This is a genomic window from Lacticaseibacillus porcinae, from assembly GCF_003946305.1.
Taxonomy (GTDB): domain Bacteria; phylum Bacillota; class Bacilli; order Lactobacillales; family Lactobacillaceae; genus Lacticaseibacillus; species Lacticaseibacillus porcinae.
In genome coordinates, this window is sequence record NZ_RHNS01000002.1 from 123356 (window position 1) to 142816 (window position 19461).

Consider the following 19461-nt stretch of genomic DNA (forward strand, 5'->3'; position numbering starts at 1 on the left):
GATTTTCAAGCTTCGCGGCGGTGTGCAAGGCCTAGCATCTTTGTTATAATAGGTTAGATATGCAAAGAAACGGAGGCCCATGTGTGGCAGTAATTAAACCAACGTGGCTGGTGCAAGCGGTGTATGGATTGACCCCTTCGCACTTGCAACAACAAGGCATCAAAGCGGTATTGTGTGATCTCGATAACACCTTGATCGCTTGGAACAACCCAGATGGCACCAAGCAACTGCATGATTGGTTGCAAGCGATGCAAGATGCTGGGGTGATCGTGATGGTGGTATCCAACAACAATCATGATCGCGTCAAGCGCGCGTTAGCCAAACTCGACTTACCATTTGTTTCCCGGGCGTTGAAACCTTTACCAGTTGGCATCCACCGCGCGATCAAACAACTGGGTTTTCAGAAGCAAGACGTGGTGATGGTCGGCGACCAACTGTTGACTGATGTGTTAGCCGGCAACATTGCTGGCGTTAAAACCATTCTGGTGCAACCGCTGGTGGAAACAGATGCTTGGAATACGCGGATCACGCGCTTTTTTGAACGCGGAGCATTTTGGTTGTTAGGCGGCAAAAAGCGTCTAACTTATATGGAGGACATTAATGACTGAAGAATTGCGTTGCATTGGTTGTGGGGCGTTGCTTCAAACGGAAGATCCAAACAAATCAGGCTACTTGCCAAGTAGCAGTTTGGCAAAGATCCAAGCCGATCCCGACGCTGAAGTGTATTGCCAACGGTGCTTCCGCTTGCGGCATTACAATGAAGTGCAAGACGTTGAATTAACTGATGATGACTTTTTGAACTTGTTGAACGCCTTAGGCCAAAGCGATGCCTTGATCGTTAATGTGGTCGATATTTTCGACTTTAACGGTTCGGTCATCCCTGGTTTGCACCGCTTTGTCGGCGACAACCCAGTGATTTTAGTCGGCAACAAAGCGGACGTCTTACCAAAGTCCGTCAACCCACGTAAGTTGACCAATTGGTTGACACAAGCGGCGCATGCCCAAGGCTTACGGCCAGTGGCGACCATGTTGACCTCGGCCAAAAAAGGGAAAATGATCGACGAGTTGCTTGACACCATTGAAAAATATCGCGAAGGTCGCGATGTTTACGTCGTTGGCGTCACCAACACTGGGAAATCGACGTTGATCAACCAAATCATCAAGCGATTGACTGGGGTGCAAGAATTGATCACCACCTCACGCTTCCCAGGCACCACGCTTGATCGCATCGAAATTCCACTGTCTGATGGCAAAGCGTTGATCGATACTCCAGGGATCATTCACCGCGGTCAAATGGCGCATTACATCGACACCAAAGATTTGAACTTAGTCGCTCCGACCAAACCAATCCGGCCAGCGGTTTATCAATTAAACCCTGGGCAAACGATTTTCTTAGCCGGTTTGGCGCGGTTTGATTTCTTACGCGGCAAACGCTCAGGCTTCACGATTTACGTCGATAATCAATTATTATTGCACCGCACCAAATTAGAAAATGCCGATGCCTTTTATGAAAAGCACAAAGCCGGCTTATTGCAGCCACCGCGTCCAGGGGCAGATTTTCCAGAATTGGTCCGCTTTGAATTCACGCCTAAGCAAAAGTCTGATTTAGTGTTTGCCGGCCTTGGTTGGATCGTCGTACCTGCAGGCGTTACCGTTGCTGGTTGGGCGCCTAAAGGGGTCGATGTGTTGATCCGCAAAGCATTGGTTTAAAGGAGAAAAACATGTTAACAGGGAAACAAAAGCGTTACTTACGCAGCTTAGCCATGACTCAAAAGCCATTGATCAACGTCGGTAAAAACGGTGTCTCAGACACGTTCATCGATGGCGTCAAAGCGGCTTTAGAAGCCCGTGAAATGATCAAGATCAGCTTATTGCCTGCTACTGACGATACCCCAAAGTCTGTGGGCGAGGCTTTACAAGAAGCGATTCCAGGGATGGACATTGCCCAAACGATCGGCCGCAGCTTGGTCGTTTACAAACGTGCCTTTGATCCAGAAAACCGCAAATTGTCTGCGGAACTCGCAAAGCTGTAGGCATCAGTCATGGGGACATTCATGAAAACCACCACGTTGTCGCATCCGGTGATCACCGCTAAAGAATCGGTGCAGATCCTAGGGCCACGTCGCAAACAAGTCGCGTTGTTTGGCGGGACGTTTAATCCCATTCACAACGGGCATTTGATCATGGCAGAAGCGGTGGGGACGCAACTGGGGTTAAAGCAAGTCTGCTTTATGCCAGATAACCAACCGCCGCATGTCGATCACAAAGATGCGCTGCCAGCTGCCCAACGGTTGCAAATGTTGGAGCTAGCGATCAAAGACAACCCGTTATTTGGGTTGGAATTGTGCGAACTCGAACGCGGAGGCGTCAGCTACACTTATGACACCATGGTTGACTTGAAGAAATTGCATCCTGACACGGATTATTTTTTCATTATCGGGGCTGACATGGTCGACTATTTACCGAAGTGGTATCGCATCAACGACTTGGTGAAGTTAGTGACTTTTGTCGGGGTCAAGCGCCCAGGCTACGCGCCTGCTAGTCCTTATCCAATCGTGTGGGTGGATGCGCCGATCATTGAAATTTCCTCGACTCAAATCAGGGAGCGTGTCGCAAGGGGCCAAAGCATTCGCTACTTGGTGCCTGATGCGGTGCGTGATTATATTAAGAAAGAAGGATTATATCTTGGCGACCATTGAATACCCGAGTCAATTGACCAACGGGCAGTCGCGAGGCAGCATTTTAGCCTTACTGCAGAATCGCTTAAGTCCTGAACGTTATCAACATTGCTTACGGGTGGAACAAACTGCACGCGTTCTCGCTGAACGTTTCGGCGAAGATGTCGATCGCGCGGGGCTTGCAGGCTTATTGCATGACTATGCCAAAGAGATCTCAAAAACTGACTACATCGATGTGATCAAACGTAACGGCTTTGATTTGGATCTTTTGCATTACAACCGCGGCATTTGGCACGGCATCGTTGGCACTTGGTTCATTAAACAAGAAGTCGGCATCACCGATCATTTGGTGATCCAAGCCATTGAGCGCCATACCACCGGCGATCCGCAAATGACGACACTTGATCAAATCATTTTTGTAGCGGACTTCATTGAACCTGAACGCAAACTTGAAGCGGAGATCAAAGCACGTGCCGCTGCCAAAACCAACATGCGCGAAGCCACGTTGATCGAATTGGAAAACACCTTAAGCTACTTGATCGCCAATCGCTACATCGTCTACCCAAAAACTTTATTGACCTATAACGCATTTATTCAACCAAAGGAGTAATCAATGGATAAAACCCAATTATTAGAAACTATCGTCAAGGCCGCAGATGACAAGCGCGCCGAAGACATCGTTGCTTTAGATATGGAAGGCGTGTCATTGTTGGCAGATTATTTTGTCATCATGAACGGGAATTCCGAACGCCAAGTGCAAGCTATCGTTGACGGTGTCGAAGATGCAGTGATGGCAGCTGGTGGCAACCAACCACGGATCGAAGGCAAAAAAGGCAGTCGGTGGATGTTGATGGACTTCAACGACATTGTGGTGCATGTCTTCGTCCCAGAAGAACGTGAATTCTACAACTTGGAGAAGCTTTGGTCTGACGCGCCGTTAGTTGACGTGCAACAATGGGTCACTGACTAATGATTTATTCCAGTTTCGCGCAAGTGTACGACACCTTAATGGATGATTCACTTTACTTGCGTTGGCGGGATTACGTCCAAAAACGTGTCCCCGCCCACGGTCAGAAATTATTAGAATTGGCAGGCGGCTCTGGTAGCTTGGCGCTGTTATTACAAGACGCCGGCTTTGATGTGGCGTTGTTTGACTTGTCTAGCGAAATGCTCGACCTTGCAGAAGCTAAGCTCGTGGATCAAAACAAGCAAATGCTATTGATGCAAGGCGACATGCGCGAACTTGACGGCATTGAACCTGTGTCAGTGGTGACTTGTTTTGATGATTCGCTGTGCTACATGCCAGATCTTGATAATGTTCGCCAAGTGTTCGCTTCCGTGTATGGCGTGCTAGAAGCAGGTGGTGACTTCATGTTCGATGCGCATTCGCTGCATCAAATTGATGACGTGTTCCCTGGGTACATGTACAACTACCAAACTGAAGACTATGCCTTCATGTGGAGTAGCTATGAAGGGGACTTGCCGCACACTGTGGAACATGATTTGACCTTCTTCGTGTACGACGAAGACATCGATGCTTACCACCCAATGCAAGAGACCCACCATGAACGCACCTATCCTGTCGCTGACATTGTCGCGCAATTGCAAGCAGTCGGCTTCTCCAACATTGAAGTCACTGCAGACTTCGGCGAAAAAGCCGTTGATGACAACGACACGCGGTGGTTCTTCCACGCGAAAAAGGCGTAATCATGCAAGCAGTGGGGATGATCGCAGAATTTAATCCGCTGCATAATGGACATGTCCACGCTTTGGCAGAGGCACGGCGCCGCGCCAACGCTGATGTGGTGGTAGTTGCCATGTCTGGGAACTTTGTGCAACGTGGCGAGCCGGCCATTCTCGATAAGTGGGCGCGCGCGAAAGCCGCTTTGCAATGTGGCGCCGACCTTGTCGTTGAGTTGCCAGTATTTGACGCCGTGCAAGCAGCGCCGCAGTTTGCGACTGGTGGCGTGGCGATCATGCAAGCGCTAGGCGTTTCAAGTTTAGCCTTTGGCACTGAAGCCGCAGACGTGGACTACGCGCGTGCTGCTGAGCGACTGCAAAGTGCCAAATTTGACGCTTCAGGGTTTCAAGATTTCACCCAAACTTATGCCACCCAACTCAACCAACAATACCGCGAAGCAACAGGGTTAGACTTGTCGCAACCAAATTTATTGTTGGGGATGAGTTATGCGCAGGCGAATTTGCAGTTGCAAGCAGGGTTGAAATTGTTGGCCATCCCGCGCGTCGGCGTTGACCATGATGCGCAACATGTCGCTTCACAATTTGCGAGTGCCAGCCATTTACGGGAGCTGATCACATCAGGACAACCCGTGAATGAATGGATGCCTGAAGCATCAGTTACCAGCTTGTCATCGCCGCATTACGATTGGTCGCAACTTTTCCCACTGTTGAAATACCGCTTATTGACTGCTAGCCTGAGTGAACTTGAGCAGATCAGCGGTATGAGCGAAGGGTTGCAATATCGGTTGAGTCAACAAATCAAAGGCCAGCAGTCATTTGATGATTTCATGACGGCCATCAAGTCCAAGCGCTACACCTATGCAAGGCTGCGGCGATTGTGTTTGAATGTGGTGTTAAACCTCACCCAAGCGCAAGTTGACGCGGCGCAACAACACCGCTTTTTGCATGTGTTAGGCTTCACCCAAGCTGGGCAAGCGTATTTACATCAAGTCAAAAAGTCAGTCGGCTTGCCATTGATCGTCAAACCTACCGCTGACCAACTGACGCCTAAAGGCTTAATGGCGGTGCAACAACAAGCAGATAATTTGATCACATTTCTCGGCGCCCCAGACCAAAATTATGGTCGGGTCCCATATCGTTTTTGATAGGAGGCAGTTATGCTAAAATTTACCGTTGCCGATTTGGCAAAATACAAACACACCCCGATGCACATCCAAGAAACTTTGGACGTGAAGGCAGAATTATTGGCGCGCGATCCTGAAATTTTAGACGCCACGCCGATGCAACTGGATGCATACTTAAGCGCCGATGATGGCGACTTCTTGTTGTCTGCCACCATTAAAGGGGAACTCACCGTGCCATCGACGCGGTCATTGACCCCTGTGAAGTTACCACTTGATTTCACCTTTAGCGAGATCTACGTCACCGACGACGCCGCGCGAGAAAAATATCAAGACGGCGAATTGGTCATCACTTTAGAAGATGATGAACTCGACCTTGGCGCCGCAGTGCTGGACCACATCGTGTTGAGCATTCCCATGAAGATCTTGACGCCTGAAGAAGAACAAGGCGCCAACATGCCAAAAGGTGAAGATTGGGAAGTGGTGTCAGAAGATGATTTTGCCGCCACCAAAGCAAAAGAAAATGAAAAGAATTCTCCTTTTGCTGGGTTGCAAGGATTGTTTGACGACAACGACGACCAAAAAGATTAATTTAAGTAGCGTGAAGCCTTTCAGCTTCGCGCTTTTTGTTTGACTTCAAAATTTTAGGTGATAATGATCGAGTTGTTCGGGATACCAAATCGGTTGGTTGCGTGCTTGTTGCGTGGCTAACCATTGAGGATCGTAAAAAGGCATGTGGTCGCGTTCAAATTGCGCTTTTTGTTGATTGACCCGCAAAAACATTACCCGTAGTAAGTCGTCAGTTTTGCGCAACGCTGCGTCTTCTTGATCAGTGTTGAACTGGATATCGCGGGCGTTACTATACATGTAATGTTCGACGTTTTTGATGTTAATGACTAAAATTGCGACTGGCAAGCGGGAGTTGATTGCTTTGTCATAGTGATCTCGAATCTCATTGGCAAGTGCTACGCGAACTTTGAGGCGGTGTATTTGACGGTCACTGCCGCCTTCAAAGTGAGCGATGAATTGCTGCAATAACTGATAATAAGTCAGTTTCCGATCGCCAAAAGCTTTGATACTGTGTTCGAGTTGACGGACTTGTTGAGACCAGTCGGTTCGCTGTGGATGGTCTGACGTTTTCAACCACCGCCGAAAAGCTTTGATTTCTGCGCCTATGAACGCGCGTTGCATTTGGTTGGCAAAATCGAGATCAGCAGGGTCCGTAATTAAATTCACCGTCATGAGGTGACCTTGTAAGCTTACCGCCTTGGCATAGCCCAAGCTGCCGTGTTTTTTTATAAATGACGGCCCGTATTCGGCAAAAACAGTTTGCGGTGGCCAACCCAGTTGTTCGTGTTTACCACCACGTGCAAAACGATTGGCACCTAAGATTACCAAATCATACTTACGAATGTGGCCATCAGGCATTAAGCAGGGTAATCGCACTGTGCCAGCAGTGACGGCCCGAAATTGAAATTGTTTACGGCTTTGTAGTAGCGTCTTGTCACCCCTTTCTATTGTCATTGTGAAGGCAAGTGACTGAATTGACAAATTTTAAGTCTTTAAAACGCGCAAAAAACTTTTTCCGGGCTCTCAACATCGTCGATACAAAACATTTACAAAAAGTTCTCGGCATAAGTACTTGACTTAGTTCTATGAAGGCGTTATCATGATGTCGAATTCTATGAGGAGTGGGTGGCTGAGCGCAGGTCACTCGTATCACTTCGCGACGGGTGGAAGTGCCCGCTAAACTCTCGGAGACCATCCCGTAGCATCTGGGCTTAACTGTCGAGCGCTGCTAGATCTCCAGTTCCAAAGTGCCGGTACTGAAGGGTCCCAGTCGTGGACTCAAACCAGTTACAGCCGGGAGTAGTGCCCTCACGGTGACGTGAGACGCAAGGCGACGTCTGTTTGCCAAAGGCAGTGCAAAGCCGATTAGCAACGAACGCGGTTGAGGTCTAATAAGCCAAGGCCCGCAGCAACGTCCTTGATTGTTGTTGGAATTGTATCATCGTAATTGAATGGCATACAGCCGTGAATCCACGAAGCAGAATACTGTTTCGTGGATTTGTTGTGCCGTCAGCCGGATGATTAATTATTTGCTGACAAGCAGTTGAATTCGTCGTGTGCCACTTTTAATCTGCGCTTAATTCTGCTACCATGAAAAGGTACGAAGTTGCGCTTTTTTGCGTATTAGGAGGCAATATTTAATGGATAAACCGACAATTGGCGTCATTGGCATGGCCGTGATGGGGAAAAACCTGGCTTTAAACATCGAAAGCCGCGGCTACACCGTCGCCATTTATAACCGTACCGCCAGCAAAACTGAAACTGTGGCCAAAGACCACGCAGATAAAAAACTTGTGCCAAGCTACACAATCGAAGACTTTGTGGCCAGCCTTGAAAAGCCTCGCCGCATCATTTTAATGGTGAAAGCTGGGGCCGGCACGGATGCGGTCATCGCGCAATTGTTACCATTATTAGATAAAGGCGACATTTTGATCGATGGTGGGAACACTAACTTCCATGACACCCGTCGGCGCAACAAAGATCTTGCCAACTCTGGCATCAACTTCATCGGCATGGGTGTGTCCGGTGGTGAACTTGGCGCCTTGCAAGGCCCAAGTCTCATGCCAGGCGGCCAACGTGAAGCTTACGACTTGGTTGCCCCAGTGTTGAACCAAATCGCTGCCAAAGCTGATGAAGACGGTTCTGCTTGTGTTGCTTACATCGGGCCAGATGGCGCCGGCCACTATGTCAAAATGGTCCACAACGGCATTGAATACGGCGATATGGAATTGATCGCTGAAGCTTACAACTTGCTGCGCAACTTTGTGGGCTTGGATATGGATGAAATCGCCAAAGTCTTTGCTGACTGGTCGAAAGGTGAATTGCATTCTTACTTGATCGACATCACTGCAGAAATTTTGACTCGCAAAGATGATCTAGGGACTGGCAAGCCTATCGTTGACGTGATCTTGGATCGCGCCGGCAACAAAGGCACTGGGAAGTGGAGTTCACAATCTGCTGCTGAACTTGGGGTTCCTCAATCTGTCATCACTGAATCCTTGTACGCACGCTACATTTCCGCAATGAAAGACGAACGTGTCGCCGCAAGCAAAGTTTTGCCAAAGCCAGTAGGCAACGTTGACGCCGGCGACAAAGCTGAAGCCATCGAAATGATCCGCAAAGCGTTGTACTTCTCCAAGTTGATGAGTTACGCCCAAGGCTTCGAACAAATGCGGGTGGCTTCTGATCACTATGATTGGGACTTGAACTACGGTGAAATCGCATCGATTTGGCGTGCCGGTTGCATCATCCGCGCTCAATTCTTGCAAAACATCACCAACGCTTACGAAAAGAACCCAGCTTTGAAGAACTTGTTGCTTGATGATTACTTCATCGACATCACCAAGAACTATCAAGAAGCTGTCCGTGACTTGGTCGGCTTAGCTGCTAAAGCTGGTGTGCCAGTGCCAGGGTTCATGGCTGCCATTTCTTACTATGATTCTTATCGTAGCGAAGTATTGCCTGCCAACATTTTACAAGCCCAACGTGATTACTTCGGTGCCCATACCTACGAACGTACCGATCGCGAAGGCACGTACCATTACACTTGGTATACTGAACAATAATCAAATTGAAACTGAGCTGCCGAGGTAGCTCAGTTTTTTTATGGTCAATTGTTGAATTGGAATAGACCAAAGAGAAAAGTGTTAGTTAGTGAAGACTATATTAGCATTTTGGTCTAGTCCAACTCATTTTACCAGAAATTCTTCCTTTTCTTTGTGGCAAACACTCTTAAGAATAACTGTGATAGTCAGTTAAAAAAATCTATGGTACAATGGCACAAGCAACGTTTTGCATGAGAAAAGCAAGACGACGAGGCGCGGCAAGATGAGAATTTTGTCATCGCCTCAAAATAGGTGAAAATGACAAAGGAGTCCAATCATGAGCCGAATTTTAATTATTGAAGATGAGAAAAACCTCGCCCGCTTCGTCGAACTGGAATTGAAGCACGAAGGTTACGAAACTGCCGTGCACTTTAACGGGCGCACAGGCCTTGAAGCTGCGTTAAGCGAAGACTGGGATGCGATCTTGCTTGACTTGATGTTGCCAGAACTCAACGGGTTAGAAGTTTGCCGTCGCGTTCGCCAAACCAAAAACACCCCAATTATCATGATGACTGCTCGCGATTCTGTGATCGACCGCGTTTCTGGTTTGGATCATGGGGCTGACGACTATATCGTTAAGCCTTTTGCGATTGAAGAATTGCTGGCTCGTTTACGCGCTTTGCTTCGCCGGATCTCTATCGAAGGCGAACATAACGCCGCTAAGCAAACCACTTTGACTTATCGCGACTTGACCATTGAAAAAGAAAACCGCGTGGTTCGTCGTGGCGACGACATCATCGAACTGACCAAACGTGAATACGAATTGCTGTTGACTTTGATGGAAAACATCAACGTTGTCTTAGCGCGTGACGTTTTGTTGTCTAAAGTTTGGGGCTACAACTCTGATGTTGAAACTAACGTCGTGGATGTTTATGTCCGCTACATTCGCAACAAGATCGATCGTGCTGGCGAACCTAGCTATATCCAAACCGTTCGGGGAACCGGTTACGTCATGCGCTCGTGATCAACGAATCGCAACCAAAACCCAGACGTCGCTTACCGTTAGCGGTTAAGTGGACGACTGTGGTCGGGGTGGGCATTTTCGTGACGTTTTTGGTGTTTTCATTGGTGCTTTATGGCGCGACTGGCAGAATTTTGAGGTCGCAAGAACAGCGCACCTTACAAGATACCTTAAGCGCCGTTGAGCAGCGATTGTCCCCGATCGCCTCGAAGCTCACTGTTGACAATGTCACCCCATTACTTGAAATCGACGGTAGTGACTACCAAACCAGTGCTGGCACTGGTGTATCGCTGGTCGGCGGCAATGATGAATCTGTGTTTGCGGATTCCGTCATTCAAAAACTGTCCCGTGCTGACGTGTCACTAGCGGTGTACAGCAATTCAGGCGTTGAATTGTACAGTACGCGCAGTGAAGATCAGCCGCTGGTGAAAACCAAAACCACCACTTACAAAATGATCCAAAAAGGTGATTTCAACGGCATGATCGTCTCTGCGCCGATCGTGTCATCGACCACTGGCAAGCACCTCGGTTATGTCCAAATCACTGATCGCATGCAAGCCACTCATGCCACCATGCGGCGGTTGTTGAACATGATTTTGATCTTAAGCGGCGTCGCATTGTTAGTGTCACTTTTGATGGGCTTCATTATGTCCCGCCGCTTCCTCAAGCCGATCCGTTCGATCACCAAAACCATTGCCGTGGTCAACGACGAACCGCAATCTGAAGTCCGCATTCCACAACTCAAACAAAACGATGAACTCGGCGATTTGGTCAATGAATTCAACGGTATGCTTGATCGCATTCAGCGCTTCATCGATCAACAAGCGGTGTTTGTCACCGATGTCTCGCATGAATTGCGGACTCCCGTGGCGATTTTGGAAGGGCATTTGCAACTGTTGAATCGCTGGGGCAAAGATGATCCAGAGGTTTTAGATGAATCGTTGACTGCCAGTTTGCAAGAAGTGACCCGCATGAAGTCGTTGATCCAAGAAATGCTGGATCTGACCCGTGCTGATCAAGTTGACGTCCAATTTCCTAATGCGGTGGTCGATCTCAACCAACTGGTGGAACAAGTGGTCAATGATTTCACGATGATCCATCCAGATTTCGTGTTTATCTTAGACAACGACTTGCAAGGGCCAGTATGGGTACGAATGTATCGCAATCACTTGGAACAAGTGATGATCATTTTGTTGGACAATGCGGTTAAATATTCAACCACGCGCAAAGAAATTCATGTCTCTGCGGCGACTAATACCGATGGAGCAGCCATTGCCGTCCAAGATTTCGGTGAAGGCTTATCCAATGAAGATCGCCAGCGCGTTTTCAACCGCTTCTATCGTGTCGACAAAGCCCGTTCGCGGGAAAAAGGTGGCAACGGCTTAGGGTTGTCCATCGCGCAACAATTAATCGAAAGCTATCATGGTGAGATTTCTGTGGATTCTGCGTTAGGCCATGGGTCAAGTTTCCGGATCGACTTGCCGACGATCACGCCTGATGTGGCTGAACATTTGCAAAGTTTAGCGGATGCGCAAGCACCTGAAGATCCCTTCAAAGATAGTCAACTTTAACCATTGGCCTCAACTCAAAGATGAGTTGAGGCTTTTTTGTGCTACCATTTCCTGAAATTCAGTGGACCACAAATGCCGAGAATTCAGGCTTTTGCTGGGATAATATGCGGAAAATATTCATCTTTTCTTGACATTTTCTTAAAAAAGTCGCATATTTAAAAACATGTTAATGGCGTATACAATATATCCCGTTAACACGTAACCCGAATTGGGTCGCGATCAATGACTAAAGGAGTTGACAAGCAAGTGATCAAGCGAGAGTTGAAGTTGATCACCGCTCACAAGGGGCTCATGTGGGCGATGATCGCAGTGATCTTGATTCCATTTTTCTACTCGTTTTGTTTTCTGACCAGTGCCTGGGATCCTTATGGAAATACTGGTAAGATCCCAGTCGCGGTAGTGAATCTCGATCAACCTGCCACTTTGGAAGGGAAAAAGATCCAGGCTGGCGCGGATACAGTCGCACAATTGCATGACGATTCACAATTAGAATGGCATTTCGTCAGTGCGGCTAAAGCTGCCCAAGGGCTTAAAAATAACAAGTTTTATACTGTGGTGACGATCCCCAAGGATTTTTCTAAAGATGCTGCCACGGTGTTAGATGCCAACCCTAAGCAGATGAAGCTTACATACGAAACCAATGGTTCATTGAACTATGTTTCTGAGATCATCAGCCAAGTTGGGGTCGATCGGTTAAATAGCAAAATCAAAGAAAAACTCACCACCGCCTTTTCCACTGAATTGTTCAATAAAATCGGTGAAATTGGTGGCAAGCTAAAAACTGCAGCTGATGGAGCAAAGCAGTTAGACGATGGCTTGATCAAATATACCAATGGGGTCAAGCAAGCAGATGATGGTGTGACCCAGATAAATGATTCTGTACCACAATTATCTAGCGGTGTTCAACAACTCGCAGATGGCGGGAACAAATTATATACTGGTGTCGGCCAACTCCAAGCTAAAGTACCAGAATTGTCCAGTGGGGTGTCACAGCTGACTCTGGGTGGTCAACAACTCAATGCTGGCTTGGGAGACTTGAATGCGCAAGTGCCTGTATTGTCTGATGGGATCATTAAGTTGACTGCCGGCGGCGTGAAGCTGACTAATGGTTTAGGCGACTTACAATTACAAGTCCCGACCTTGGCAGATGGCGTATCGAAGTTAACGGTTGGTTCTGGTCAAGTGACTGCAGGCCTTGGCGATCTTCAACTTAAATTACCAACGCTGAAAGATGGTGTGGTTAAATTAGTCGCAGGGAGCGCCGAATTAAATGACGGCTTGGAAAAGCTGGATCTACAAATGCCAGCCTTATCTGATGGTGTCAGTCAGTTAGCTGACGGCGGCGCTCAACTCAAAGATGGCCTCGGTAAGCTACAAGCACAAGTGCCAGACTTAGCAGATGGCGTGTCGCAATTAAATGATGGCGTCAATCAATACGTCGATGGCTCCGATCAAATCACCAGTGGGATCAGCGTGTTGTATAGCAAGAGCATTGCCGACAAAACCCAAAATCTAATGCAATTGGCTGACGGCCTGAAGACTTTAAATGGGAATGTTCCGGCGTTATCTCAAGGCGTTTCTGATTTATACAATGGTGCCGTGGCAATCAATGCCCAAGTCAATGGGAACACTGATGATACTGATTTAGTCAAAAGTGTGAATGCCTTATCAACTGGGATGGATCAGTTGTATCGGGCGGTAACTACTAAGTCCACAGATGCCAATGGCACGCAATATCCTGCCATGCAAGATGGCGTCCAACAATTAGTCGATGGTTTGGAGAATCTCCAAAAAGCGACAGTTACAGGGTCGCCAAATCTCCCGACTGCAACGAGTCAACTGAGTGCGGCGATGAGCAAACTGCACAACACTGTAAGCAGTCAAATTGATATGTTCCACAAATTTTATTCTGCAGACAAATATCCAGCTACCTCAAGCATGTTCGGTGCTGGTAGCGGGTTCATGAAGGAAGCAACTGCAGTCAAAAATGATGTGAATGATGCTAATAATCAGATGGAAGCCGCGATTGACAAAGTTTCCGATCCTGATCAACAACAAGCGCTTAAAGAAGCTTTCGAGAAACAAACGAAGGCTTCAACTGCGGCGTCGACGAAACTGACAACAGCAATGATGGTCCTGAACACAGTTGATTACAACTTGACCACGACGGATCGTGAGGATAATACCAATGCCGCAACTGGGGTCGCTGATCCGAAAGGGTTGTTAACTGCTGTTTCCGAATTCGATACGAATTTGAAGACGTTGAGTGGTTCCTTAAATGATCCTCAAGCGATTCCTGGTATGAGTCAAAAGTTGACTTATTCACAATCAATCGCACAACTTGTCGCTGGGATCAAACATCTCAATGATAATATTCCAGCATTAGTGTCTGGGGCAAAGCAACTGGATGATGGCTTGGCGAGTCTGAACACCAAAGCGCCACAATTATCAAGTGGTGTGACCCAGCTCACTGATGGCTTAGGCCAGCTGAATGGGCAAGTGCCAACCTTGTCTTCTGGGGTTTCTGATCTTTATGAAGGCTCCAAGACGATTTACAACGGCACCACTGATCCAACTGGTGTTGATCAAAATGAATACACTTTGACTCAAGCATTGACTGCGTTGAATAACGGTGGTCAAAAACTATCAGCGAATTCGACGGCACTAAAGACTGGTGTGAGTCAATTAAACGCCAGTGTCCCAACTTTAACTGCCGGGGTGCATGACTTATATGATGGCGCTGATCAAGAATCTACTGGTTTGGACAACCTCAAGAGTCAAGTGCCAGCGTTAGTATCTGGTGTGAGTCAGCTACACACTGGTTCGACTCAGTTATATGATGGCTTGGTGGAATTCAATGGCAATGTGCCGGCCTTGATTTCTGGAGTCGATCAACTTTACAGCGGCTCCGGTCAAGTTAGTGACGGCTTAACTCAATTGAATGGTAAGGTACCGGCATTAGTATCTGGTGTTAACCAGCTATATTCAGGATCTACTGAGTTAAGCAGTGGTTTGATCAAGTTGAACGGCAATACACCAGCTTTGGTTTCAGGGGTTGGTCAACTTTACACCGGTTCTGCACAATTAAGCACCGGCTTGACGCAACTTAACGGCAATGTTCCAGCCCTCGCTTCTGGTGTCAGCCAACTTTACAGCGGCTCAGGCCAGTTGCGTACCGGTTTAAACGAACTGAACAGCAAAGTCCCAGCCTTAAGTTCTGGGGTCAAGCAATTGAAGGACGGCACCGGTCAATTGGTGGCAAATAATCACCAGCTCACTGATGGTAGCAACCAATTGTCGACTGGCTTAACTGACGGCTATCAACAAGTCGCAGCCACCAAGTTGACGAAGCTGACGGCTAAAATGTTCGCTTCACCTTCTAAAGACGTCCAAAAGAAATATACTCATGTGAAAAACTATGGGGCTGCCTTAGCACCTTATGTCCTTGCCTTGGCTATGTTTGTCGCGATCATCATTTTCAACTTCGCTTATCCTATGAAGCGCAATGATGATGACGACGCTAGCTTGATTTCTTGGCTTGGGGGTAAAGTCTTAGTTGGTACTATGGTGGCAATCGTCGCAGCATTAGTTGAAGCCACTTTGATGTTAGTGATCGGTTTGCCAGTTGCTCACATCTTCGGCTTCTATGCGATGACGATCTTGTTTGCCTTATCTGCGATGTACTTGACGCAAGTGTTGAACCTTGCCTTTTCTCGCGTTGGCATTTTCATCGCGTTAGGATTACTCACGTTGAGTGGTTCTGGTGGGTTGTTCCCAGCACAAACGATTAGTCCTTTGTATGAAAGCACCCAGAAGTTCTTGCCGATGACTTACGCCATCAACGGTTACCGTGATGCCATTTCTGGTGGGATCGCCAGTGGTACCGTGGTTTCCAGCATCTTCGTCTTAGTGATCGTTGCCTTATTGTCTCTGGCTTTGATGATTCCAGCTGTTGGTTTACAATCAAATTGGAATCATGCAAGCGAAAAAGAGTAAAATGTGATACTCTATATCCAATAGGGGGAATATAAGATGGCCGAAACCGACTTGTTGGAAGCATATATCGAAGTCTACTTCAATGCGTTTAAGTACGTGGGCGACTTGATCTCAGAGCCGATGAAGGCTGACGGGATCTCATTTGAACAATTCTTGATCATGCGCGACTTAGCTGCAGGTGAGGAATTGGGTTTATCTGAAATTGCCAAAAAACGTGGTGTTACTCGCGCGGCGATTTCTCGGCAGATCAAGACCCTATTGGAAAAAGGCACTATCACGCAAGAACGCGACGATATCGATCGCAGACGGTTATACCTGCGGTTGACGGACCGCGGCGAAGAAATCACCTTACGCTTGAACAAAGTGATCCATAAACGCTTTTATGATTGGGTCGATATGTTAGGCGAACAAGATGCGCATGAATTATTGCGGATCATGCGCCGCGTCGGCGAAACCATCATCGCCAAAGATAAAGCCGACCGCGGTGAATAACATTAAAGGAGTCAGACAAATTGTCTGGCTCCTTTTTCTTTGAGCTATACCAATTGATGATTGGATCGAAAATCTGTGTCAGCGTCGTAGGCTGTCAGGTTTAGCTTTAATAATGTTCGACATCATGTATTTTCCGAATGTTGAGATCATTCGCTTTACGTCACATCGCCTGTGGCCAACCGATGGTGCAGTGATTTAAAAGTGGGACGGAAGCTGGCTGGGTTGCCGTGGTGAGATTCTCGTTTGCGGTTTTACCGCTTACGAGAAGCCGCAGGGAAAGATCCACTTGGCGGTGAGCGTAGCGAAACGTCCAAGTTAGCTTTCCTGAGGACCCTCACCACGGAAAGCCGTACCAGCTGGAGTCCCAATTTGAAATCACGGAATAAAGCTATACCACTGACGGCTGGCCACGACGAAAATGAAAGTCTGAAACTTTTTTCACGAAAAAGATTAAAAACCCGTTGACAAAAGATGAGAAAGAGATTATCTTATTCACAACAAAACAAGTTCGTCCATAAACCGTTGAGATGGAGATCAAGATCATTGTGCACGCACAGAGAGCGGCCGTTGCTGGGAATGCCGTAGAACGCAGGTGATTAAATGGACCATCGAGGGACACCCCAAAAACTTTTGCGAGTCAGGGTGTACGTCAGGTATACGTCAGTTACCGGGAGAGTGTTAGCTCTTCGCCAAGTGGGGGTATAGGCTTTATTTAGATACCCAATTAAGGTGGCACCGCGGAATAATCCGTCCTTAAACAGCATGACTGTTTATGGGCGGATTTTTTGTATTCTATGAAAAACAGGTGACCACAATGATGAACAAACGATGGCAACGCTTAGGACAATGTTGAACGCTACTCAGACATTCCTGGGAGGAAACCCTTATGTTAAACGAAACGATCGCACATTTAGTGAACCACACTGATTTAACTTTTGATGAAACCAAAGCTGCTCACAACGAATTGCTTAAAGGTGAAGTTGATCCTAGCCTCATTGCCAGCTACTTAACGGCAATGGCAGAAAAAGGGGCCACTGCCACTGAAATTGCTGGTGCTGCCGACTCCATGCGTAGCAACGCCACGAAGTTTGACCCTGAAGAACCAGTGCTTGAAGTGGTCGGTACTGGTGGTGATCACGCCAACACTTTCAACATTTCCACCACGTCGATGTTTGTCATCGCCGCCGCTGGTGCAGACATTGCCAAACACGGCAACCGCGCCGCTTCTTCTAAATCTGGTGCCGCAGATGTCTTAGAAGCATTAGGCTACAATATCAACGCTTCCGTTGATCAGTCAGAAGCCTTGCTTCATGAATACCACGCTTGCTTCTTATTTGCGCAAAAGTATCACGCCGCGATGCGTTTCGTCGGCCCGACCCGCAAGTTGCTCGGCTTCCCAACGATTTTCAACTTGATCGGCCCGCTGGCAAATCCCGCAAAGCCAACGTATCAATTGCTTGGCGTTTACCGCGAAGATCTGATGAAGCCGATGGCCGACGCCTTGATTCAATTAGGCGTTAAACGCGGCATGGTGGTTCATGGTGAAGATGGCTTGGATGAAGTCACAGCTACCGGCAAGACGGATGCGTTAGTGATCGACAATGGTCAAATCACTGCTCGCACTATTGATCCTCATGATTACGGGATTGAATATGCTGACAAAGCCGAACTCGTCGGTGGCACCCCAGCAGAAAATGCCCAAATCACTCGGGACATTTTAGCTGGGAACCCTGGTCCTAAAACTGATGCCGTGCTTCTTAACGCCGGGGTGGCGCTTTACATCGTCGGCAAAGCTGATTCCATCACCAACGGCATCGCGTTAGCAAAGCAAACCATCGCTGATGGCAAAGCCACTGAATTGTTGAACAACTTGATCAAAGCGTCGAATCAAGAGGTCGTGGCATGATTTTAGATGACTTAGTTGCTGCAACCACAGCCCGCATTCAACGCGAAAAACAATTGATCCCGCTAGCGGCTTTGCAACAACAAGTCGCTGAAGTCAAACCGTTGAACAAACCGAGTTTCATTGCGAGTTTAAATGATCACTTCGGCATTATCGCAGAAGTTAAGAAAGCCTCGCCTTCAAAAGGGCTGATTGCAAAAGATTTTCCCTTTTTAGGGATCGCGCGTGAATATACTAAAGCCGGGGTCGATGCTATCAGCGTGTTGACGGAGCCAGATTACTTTAAAGGTGATCTCGAGTTCATGCATGAAATCGCCCAAGTCACCAGCAAACCTATATTGCGCAAAGACTTTGTGATCGATCCTTACATGATCTATCAAGCGAAAATTCACGGTGCTAGCCTGGTGTTGTTGATCGTCGCAATTTTATCGGATCAACAACTGCATGACTATTATCAACTGGCCACAGAATTAGGCTTAGAGGTGCTTGTTGAATGCCACGACGAAACAGAAATCAACCGCGCATTAGCCATTCACCCGCAACTGATCGGCGTCAACAATCGTGATTTACGTGATTTTACCGTCGACATTCACCACTCAGAACAATTGCGAGCAAAGATCCCTGATGACATTAAAGTTTTAGCAGAATCAGGGATCACCCACGCCGCTCAACTCACAGAATTAAAAGCGCATGGTCTCAACGGTGTGCTGATCGGGGAAACCTTTATGCGTGCAACGGATCGCAAAGCTGTCATTCGTGAATATAAGGAAGCCGTTTTATGACTCAAGTCAAAGTTTGCGGGTCCACGACCCTTGAAGACATTGCTATTATCAACGCAGAACATCCTGATTATGCAGGGTTTGTGTTAGCTGGTGGGCGCCATCATGTGTCAGATGAACAACTCGCTAAGTTAACCGCAGCCCTGGATCCCACGATTTGCAAAGTGGCGGTGGTCGTCGAACCAGATCTCAAACATTTGATCCGCCTACATGATGAACATTTGATCGATGCGGTGCAACTGCATCGCGTCAGTCGCAAGAAAACTATTGTCGCCTTACAACAAGCAGGGTTGATGGTGATTTCAAGAATCGATGTGTCAGCACCTAGCACCGTTGCCGACATTGCCTTACTGGATGCCGGTGACGGGTCTGGTGAGACCCTTTCTTGGAACGACTTACCACCAGTTGTCCAACCGTTGATGTTAGCTGGCGGGCTCGATGGTAACAATGTGCAACAAGCAATCATGGCAGTGCATCCCCAAATCGTCGATGCCTCCAGTCGCTTGGAATCAAATGGCCACAAAGATGCCAAGAAAGTGCACGCCTTCATCACTGCTGTGCGTGCCATCAAAGAGGAGCTTTAAT

18 protein-coding genes are annotated in these 19461 nt (G+C 47.7%); 17 read left to right on the plus strand and 1 reads right to left on the minus strand.

Annotated features, from left to right (window positions below; genetic code table 11):
- Nucleotides 1–83: 83 nt before the first annotated feature.
- The 9 genes from EKM92_RS02915 to EKM92_RS02955 are packed head-to-tail and all read left to right on the plus strand — an operon-like array spanning nt 84 to nt 6091.
- Nucleotides 84–608, plus strand: coding sequence for a YqeG family HAD IIIA-type phosphatase (locus EKM92_RS02915; protein WP_191988943.1), 525 nt, complete (start codon nt 84–86; stop codon nt 606–608).
- Entirely contained in the window at nt 601–1710 is a 1110-nt protein-coding gene (gene yqeH / locus EKM92_RS02920) for a ribosome biogenesis GTPase YqeH (RefSeq protein ID WP_125707708.1), read from the plus strand. Before EKM92_RS02915 ends, yqeH begins: the two co-directional genes overlap by 8 nt.
- An 11-nt stretch (nt 1711–1721) precedes the next feature.
- Complete coding sequence (locus EKM92_RS02925) at nt 1722–2033, plus strand: YhbY family RNA-binding protein (RefSeq protein ID WP_125707710.1); 312 nt, start codon at nt 1722–1724, stop codon at nt 2031–2033.
- 9 nt (nt 2034–2042) lie between these two features.
- On the plus strand, nt 2043–2699 hold the full coding sequence (locus EKM92_RS02930; protein WP_420812553.1) for a nicotinate-nucleotide adenylyltransferase: 657 nt from the start codon (nt 2043–2045) through the stop codon (nt 2697–2699).
- Nucleotides 2686–3288, plus strand: a complete 603-nt coding sequence (gene yqeK / locus EKM92_RS02935; protein ID WP_125707712.1) for a bis(5'-nucleosyl)-tetraphosphatase (symmetrical) YqeK — start codon at nt 2686–2688, stop codon at nt 3286–3288. The genes EKM92_RS02930 and yqeK overlap by 14 nt, the downstream gene beginning before the upstream one ends.
- A 3-nt stretch (nt 3289–3291) precedes the next feature.
- Nucleotides 3292–3648, plus strand: coding sequence for a ribosome silencing factor (gene rsfS, locus EKM92_RS02940; protein ID WP_056964698.1), 357 nt, complete (start codon nt 3292–3294; stop codon nt 3646–3648).
- A complete protein-coding gene (locus EKM92_RS02945; RefSeq protein WP_125707714.1) occupies nt 3648–4385 on the plus strand; it encodes a class I SAM-dependent DNA methyltransferase in 738 nt (245 codons plus the stop codon). The genes rsfS and EKM92_RS02945 overlap by 1 nt, the downstream gene beginning before the upstream one ends.
- 2 nt (nt 4386–4387) lie before the next feature.
- Nucleotides 4388–5524, plus strand: coding sequence for a nucleotidyltransferase (locus tag EKM92_RS02950; RefSeq protein ID WP_125707716.1), 1137 nt, complete (start codon nt 4388–4390; stop codon nt 5522–5524).
- A gap of 12 nt (nt 5525–5536) precedes the next feature.
- Nucleotides 5537–6091 (plus strand): YceD family protein, encoded by a 555-nt coding sequence (locus tag EKM92_RS02955; RefSeq protein ID WP_125707718.1) that lies wholly within the window; start codon nt 5537–5539, stop codon nt 6089–6091.
- Between the two features lie 45 nt (nt 6092–6136).
- Here the strand turns inward: EKM92_RS02955 and EKM92_RS02960 are convergent, their stop codons facing one another.
- Nucleotides 6137–6742 carry a hypothetical protein gene (locus EKM92_RS02960; RefSeq protein ID WP_125707720.1) on the minus strand — a complete coding sequence of 202 codons (606 nt, stop codon included), beginning with the start codon at nt 6740–6742 and terminating at the stop codon, nt 6137–6139.
- 968 nt (nt 6743–7710) lie between these two features.
- Here EKM92_RS02960 and gndA point away from each other — a divergent pair.
- From gndA to EKM92_RS03000, 8 genes are all read left to right on the plus strand, one after another.
- Nucleotides 7711–9135, plus strand: coding sequence for an NADP-dependent phosphogluconate dehydrogenase (gndA, locus tag EKM92_RS02965; RefSeq protein WP_125707722.1), 1425 nt, complete (start codon nt 7711–7713; stop codon nt 9133–9135).
- A gap of 316 nt (nt 9136–9451) precedes the next feature.
- Nucleotides 9452–10138 carry a response regulator transcription factor gene (locus EKM92_RS02970; protein WP_056964689.1) on the plus strand — a complete coding sequence of 229 codons (687 nt, stop codon included), beginning with the start codon at nt 9452–9454 and terminating at the stop codon, nt 10136–10138.
- Nucleotides 10135–11706, plus strand: a complete 1572-nt coding sequence (locus EKM92_RS02975; protein ID WP_338035093.1) for an ATP-binding protein — start codon at nt 10135–10137, stop codon at nt 11704–11706. The genes EKM92_RS02970 and EKM92_RS02975 overlap by 4 nt, the downstream gene beginning before the upstream one ends.
- A 222-nt stretch (nt 11707–11928) precedes the next feature.
- Nucleotides 11929–15702: a YhgE/Pip family protein gene (locus EKM92_RS02980; protein ID WP_125707725.1), complete on the plus strand. Its 3774-nt coding sequence runs from the start codon at nt 11929–11931 to the stop codon at nt 15700–15702.
- Nucleotides 15703–15738: 36 nt separating this feature from the next.
- Nucleotides 15739–16194: a MarR family winged helix-turn-helix transcriptional regulator gene (locus EKM92_RS02985; RefSeq protein WP_125707727.1), complete on the plus strand. Its 456-nt coding sequence runs from the start codon at nt 15739–15741 to the stop codon at nt 16192–16194.
- A gap of 886 nt (nt 16195–17080) precedes the next feature.
- Nucleotides 17081–18100, plus strand: a complete 1020-nt coding sequence (trpD, locus tag EKM92_RS02990; RefSeq protein ID WP_125707729.1) for an anthranilate phosphoribosyltransferase — start codon at nt 17081–17083, stop codon at nt 18098–18100.
- Nucleotides 18097–18879 carry an indole-3-glycerol phosphate synthase TrpC gene (trpC, locus tag EKM92_RS02995; RefSeq protein WP_125707730.1) on the plus strand — a complete coding sequence of 261 codons (783 nt, stop codon included), beginning with the start codon at nt 18097–18099 and terminating at the stop codon, nt 18877–18879. The genes trpD and trpC overlap by 4 nt, the downstream gene beginning before the upstream one ends.
- Nucleotides 18876–19460 (plus strand): phosphoribosylanthranilate isomerase, encoded by a 585-nt coding sequence (locus EKM92_RS03000; protein WP_125707732.1) that lies wholly within the window; start codon nt 18876–18878, stop codon nt 19458–19460. The genes trpC and EKM92_RS03000 overlap by 4 nt, the downstream gene beginning before the upstream one ends.
- Nucleotide 19461 lies beyond the last annotated feature (1 nt).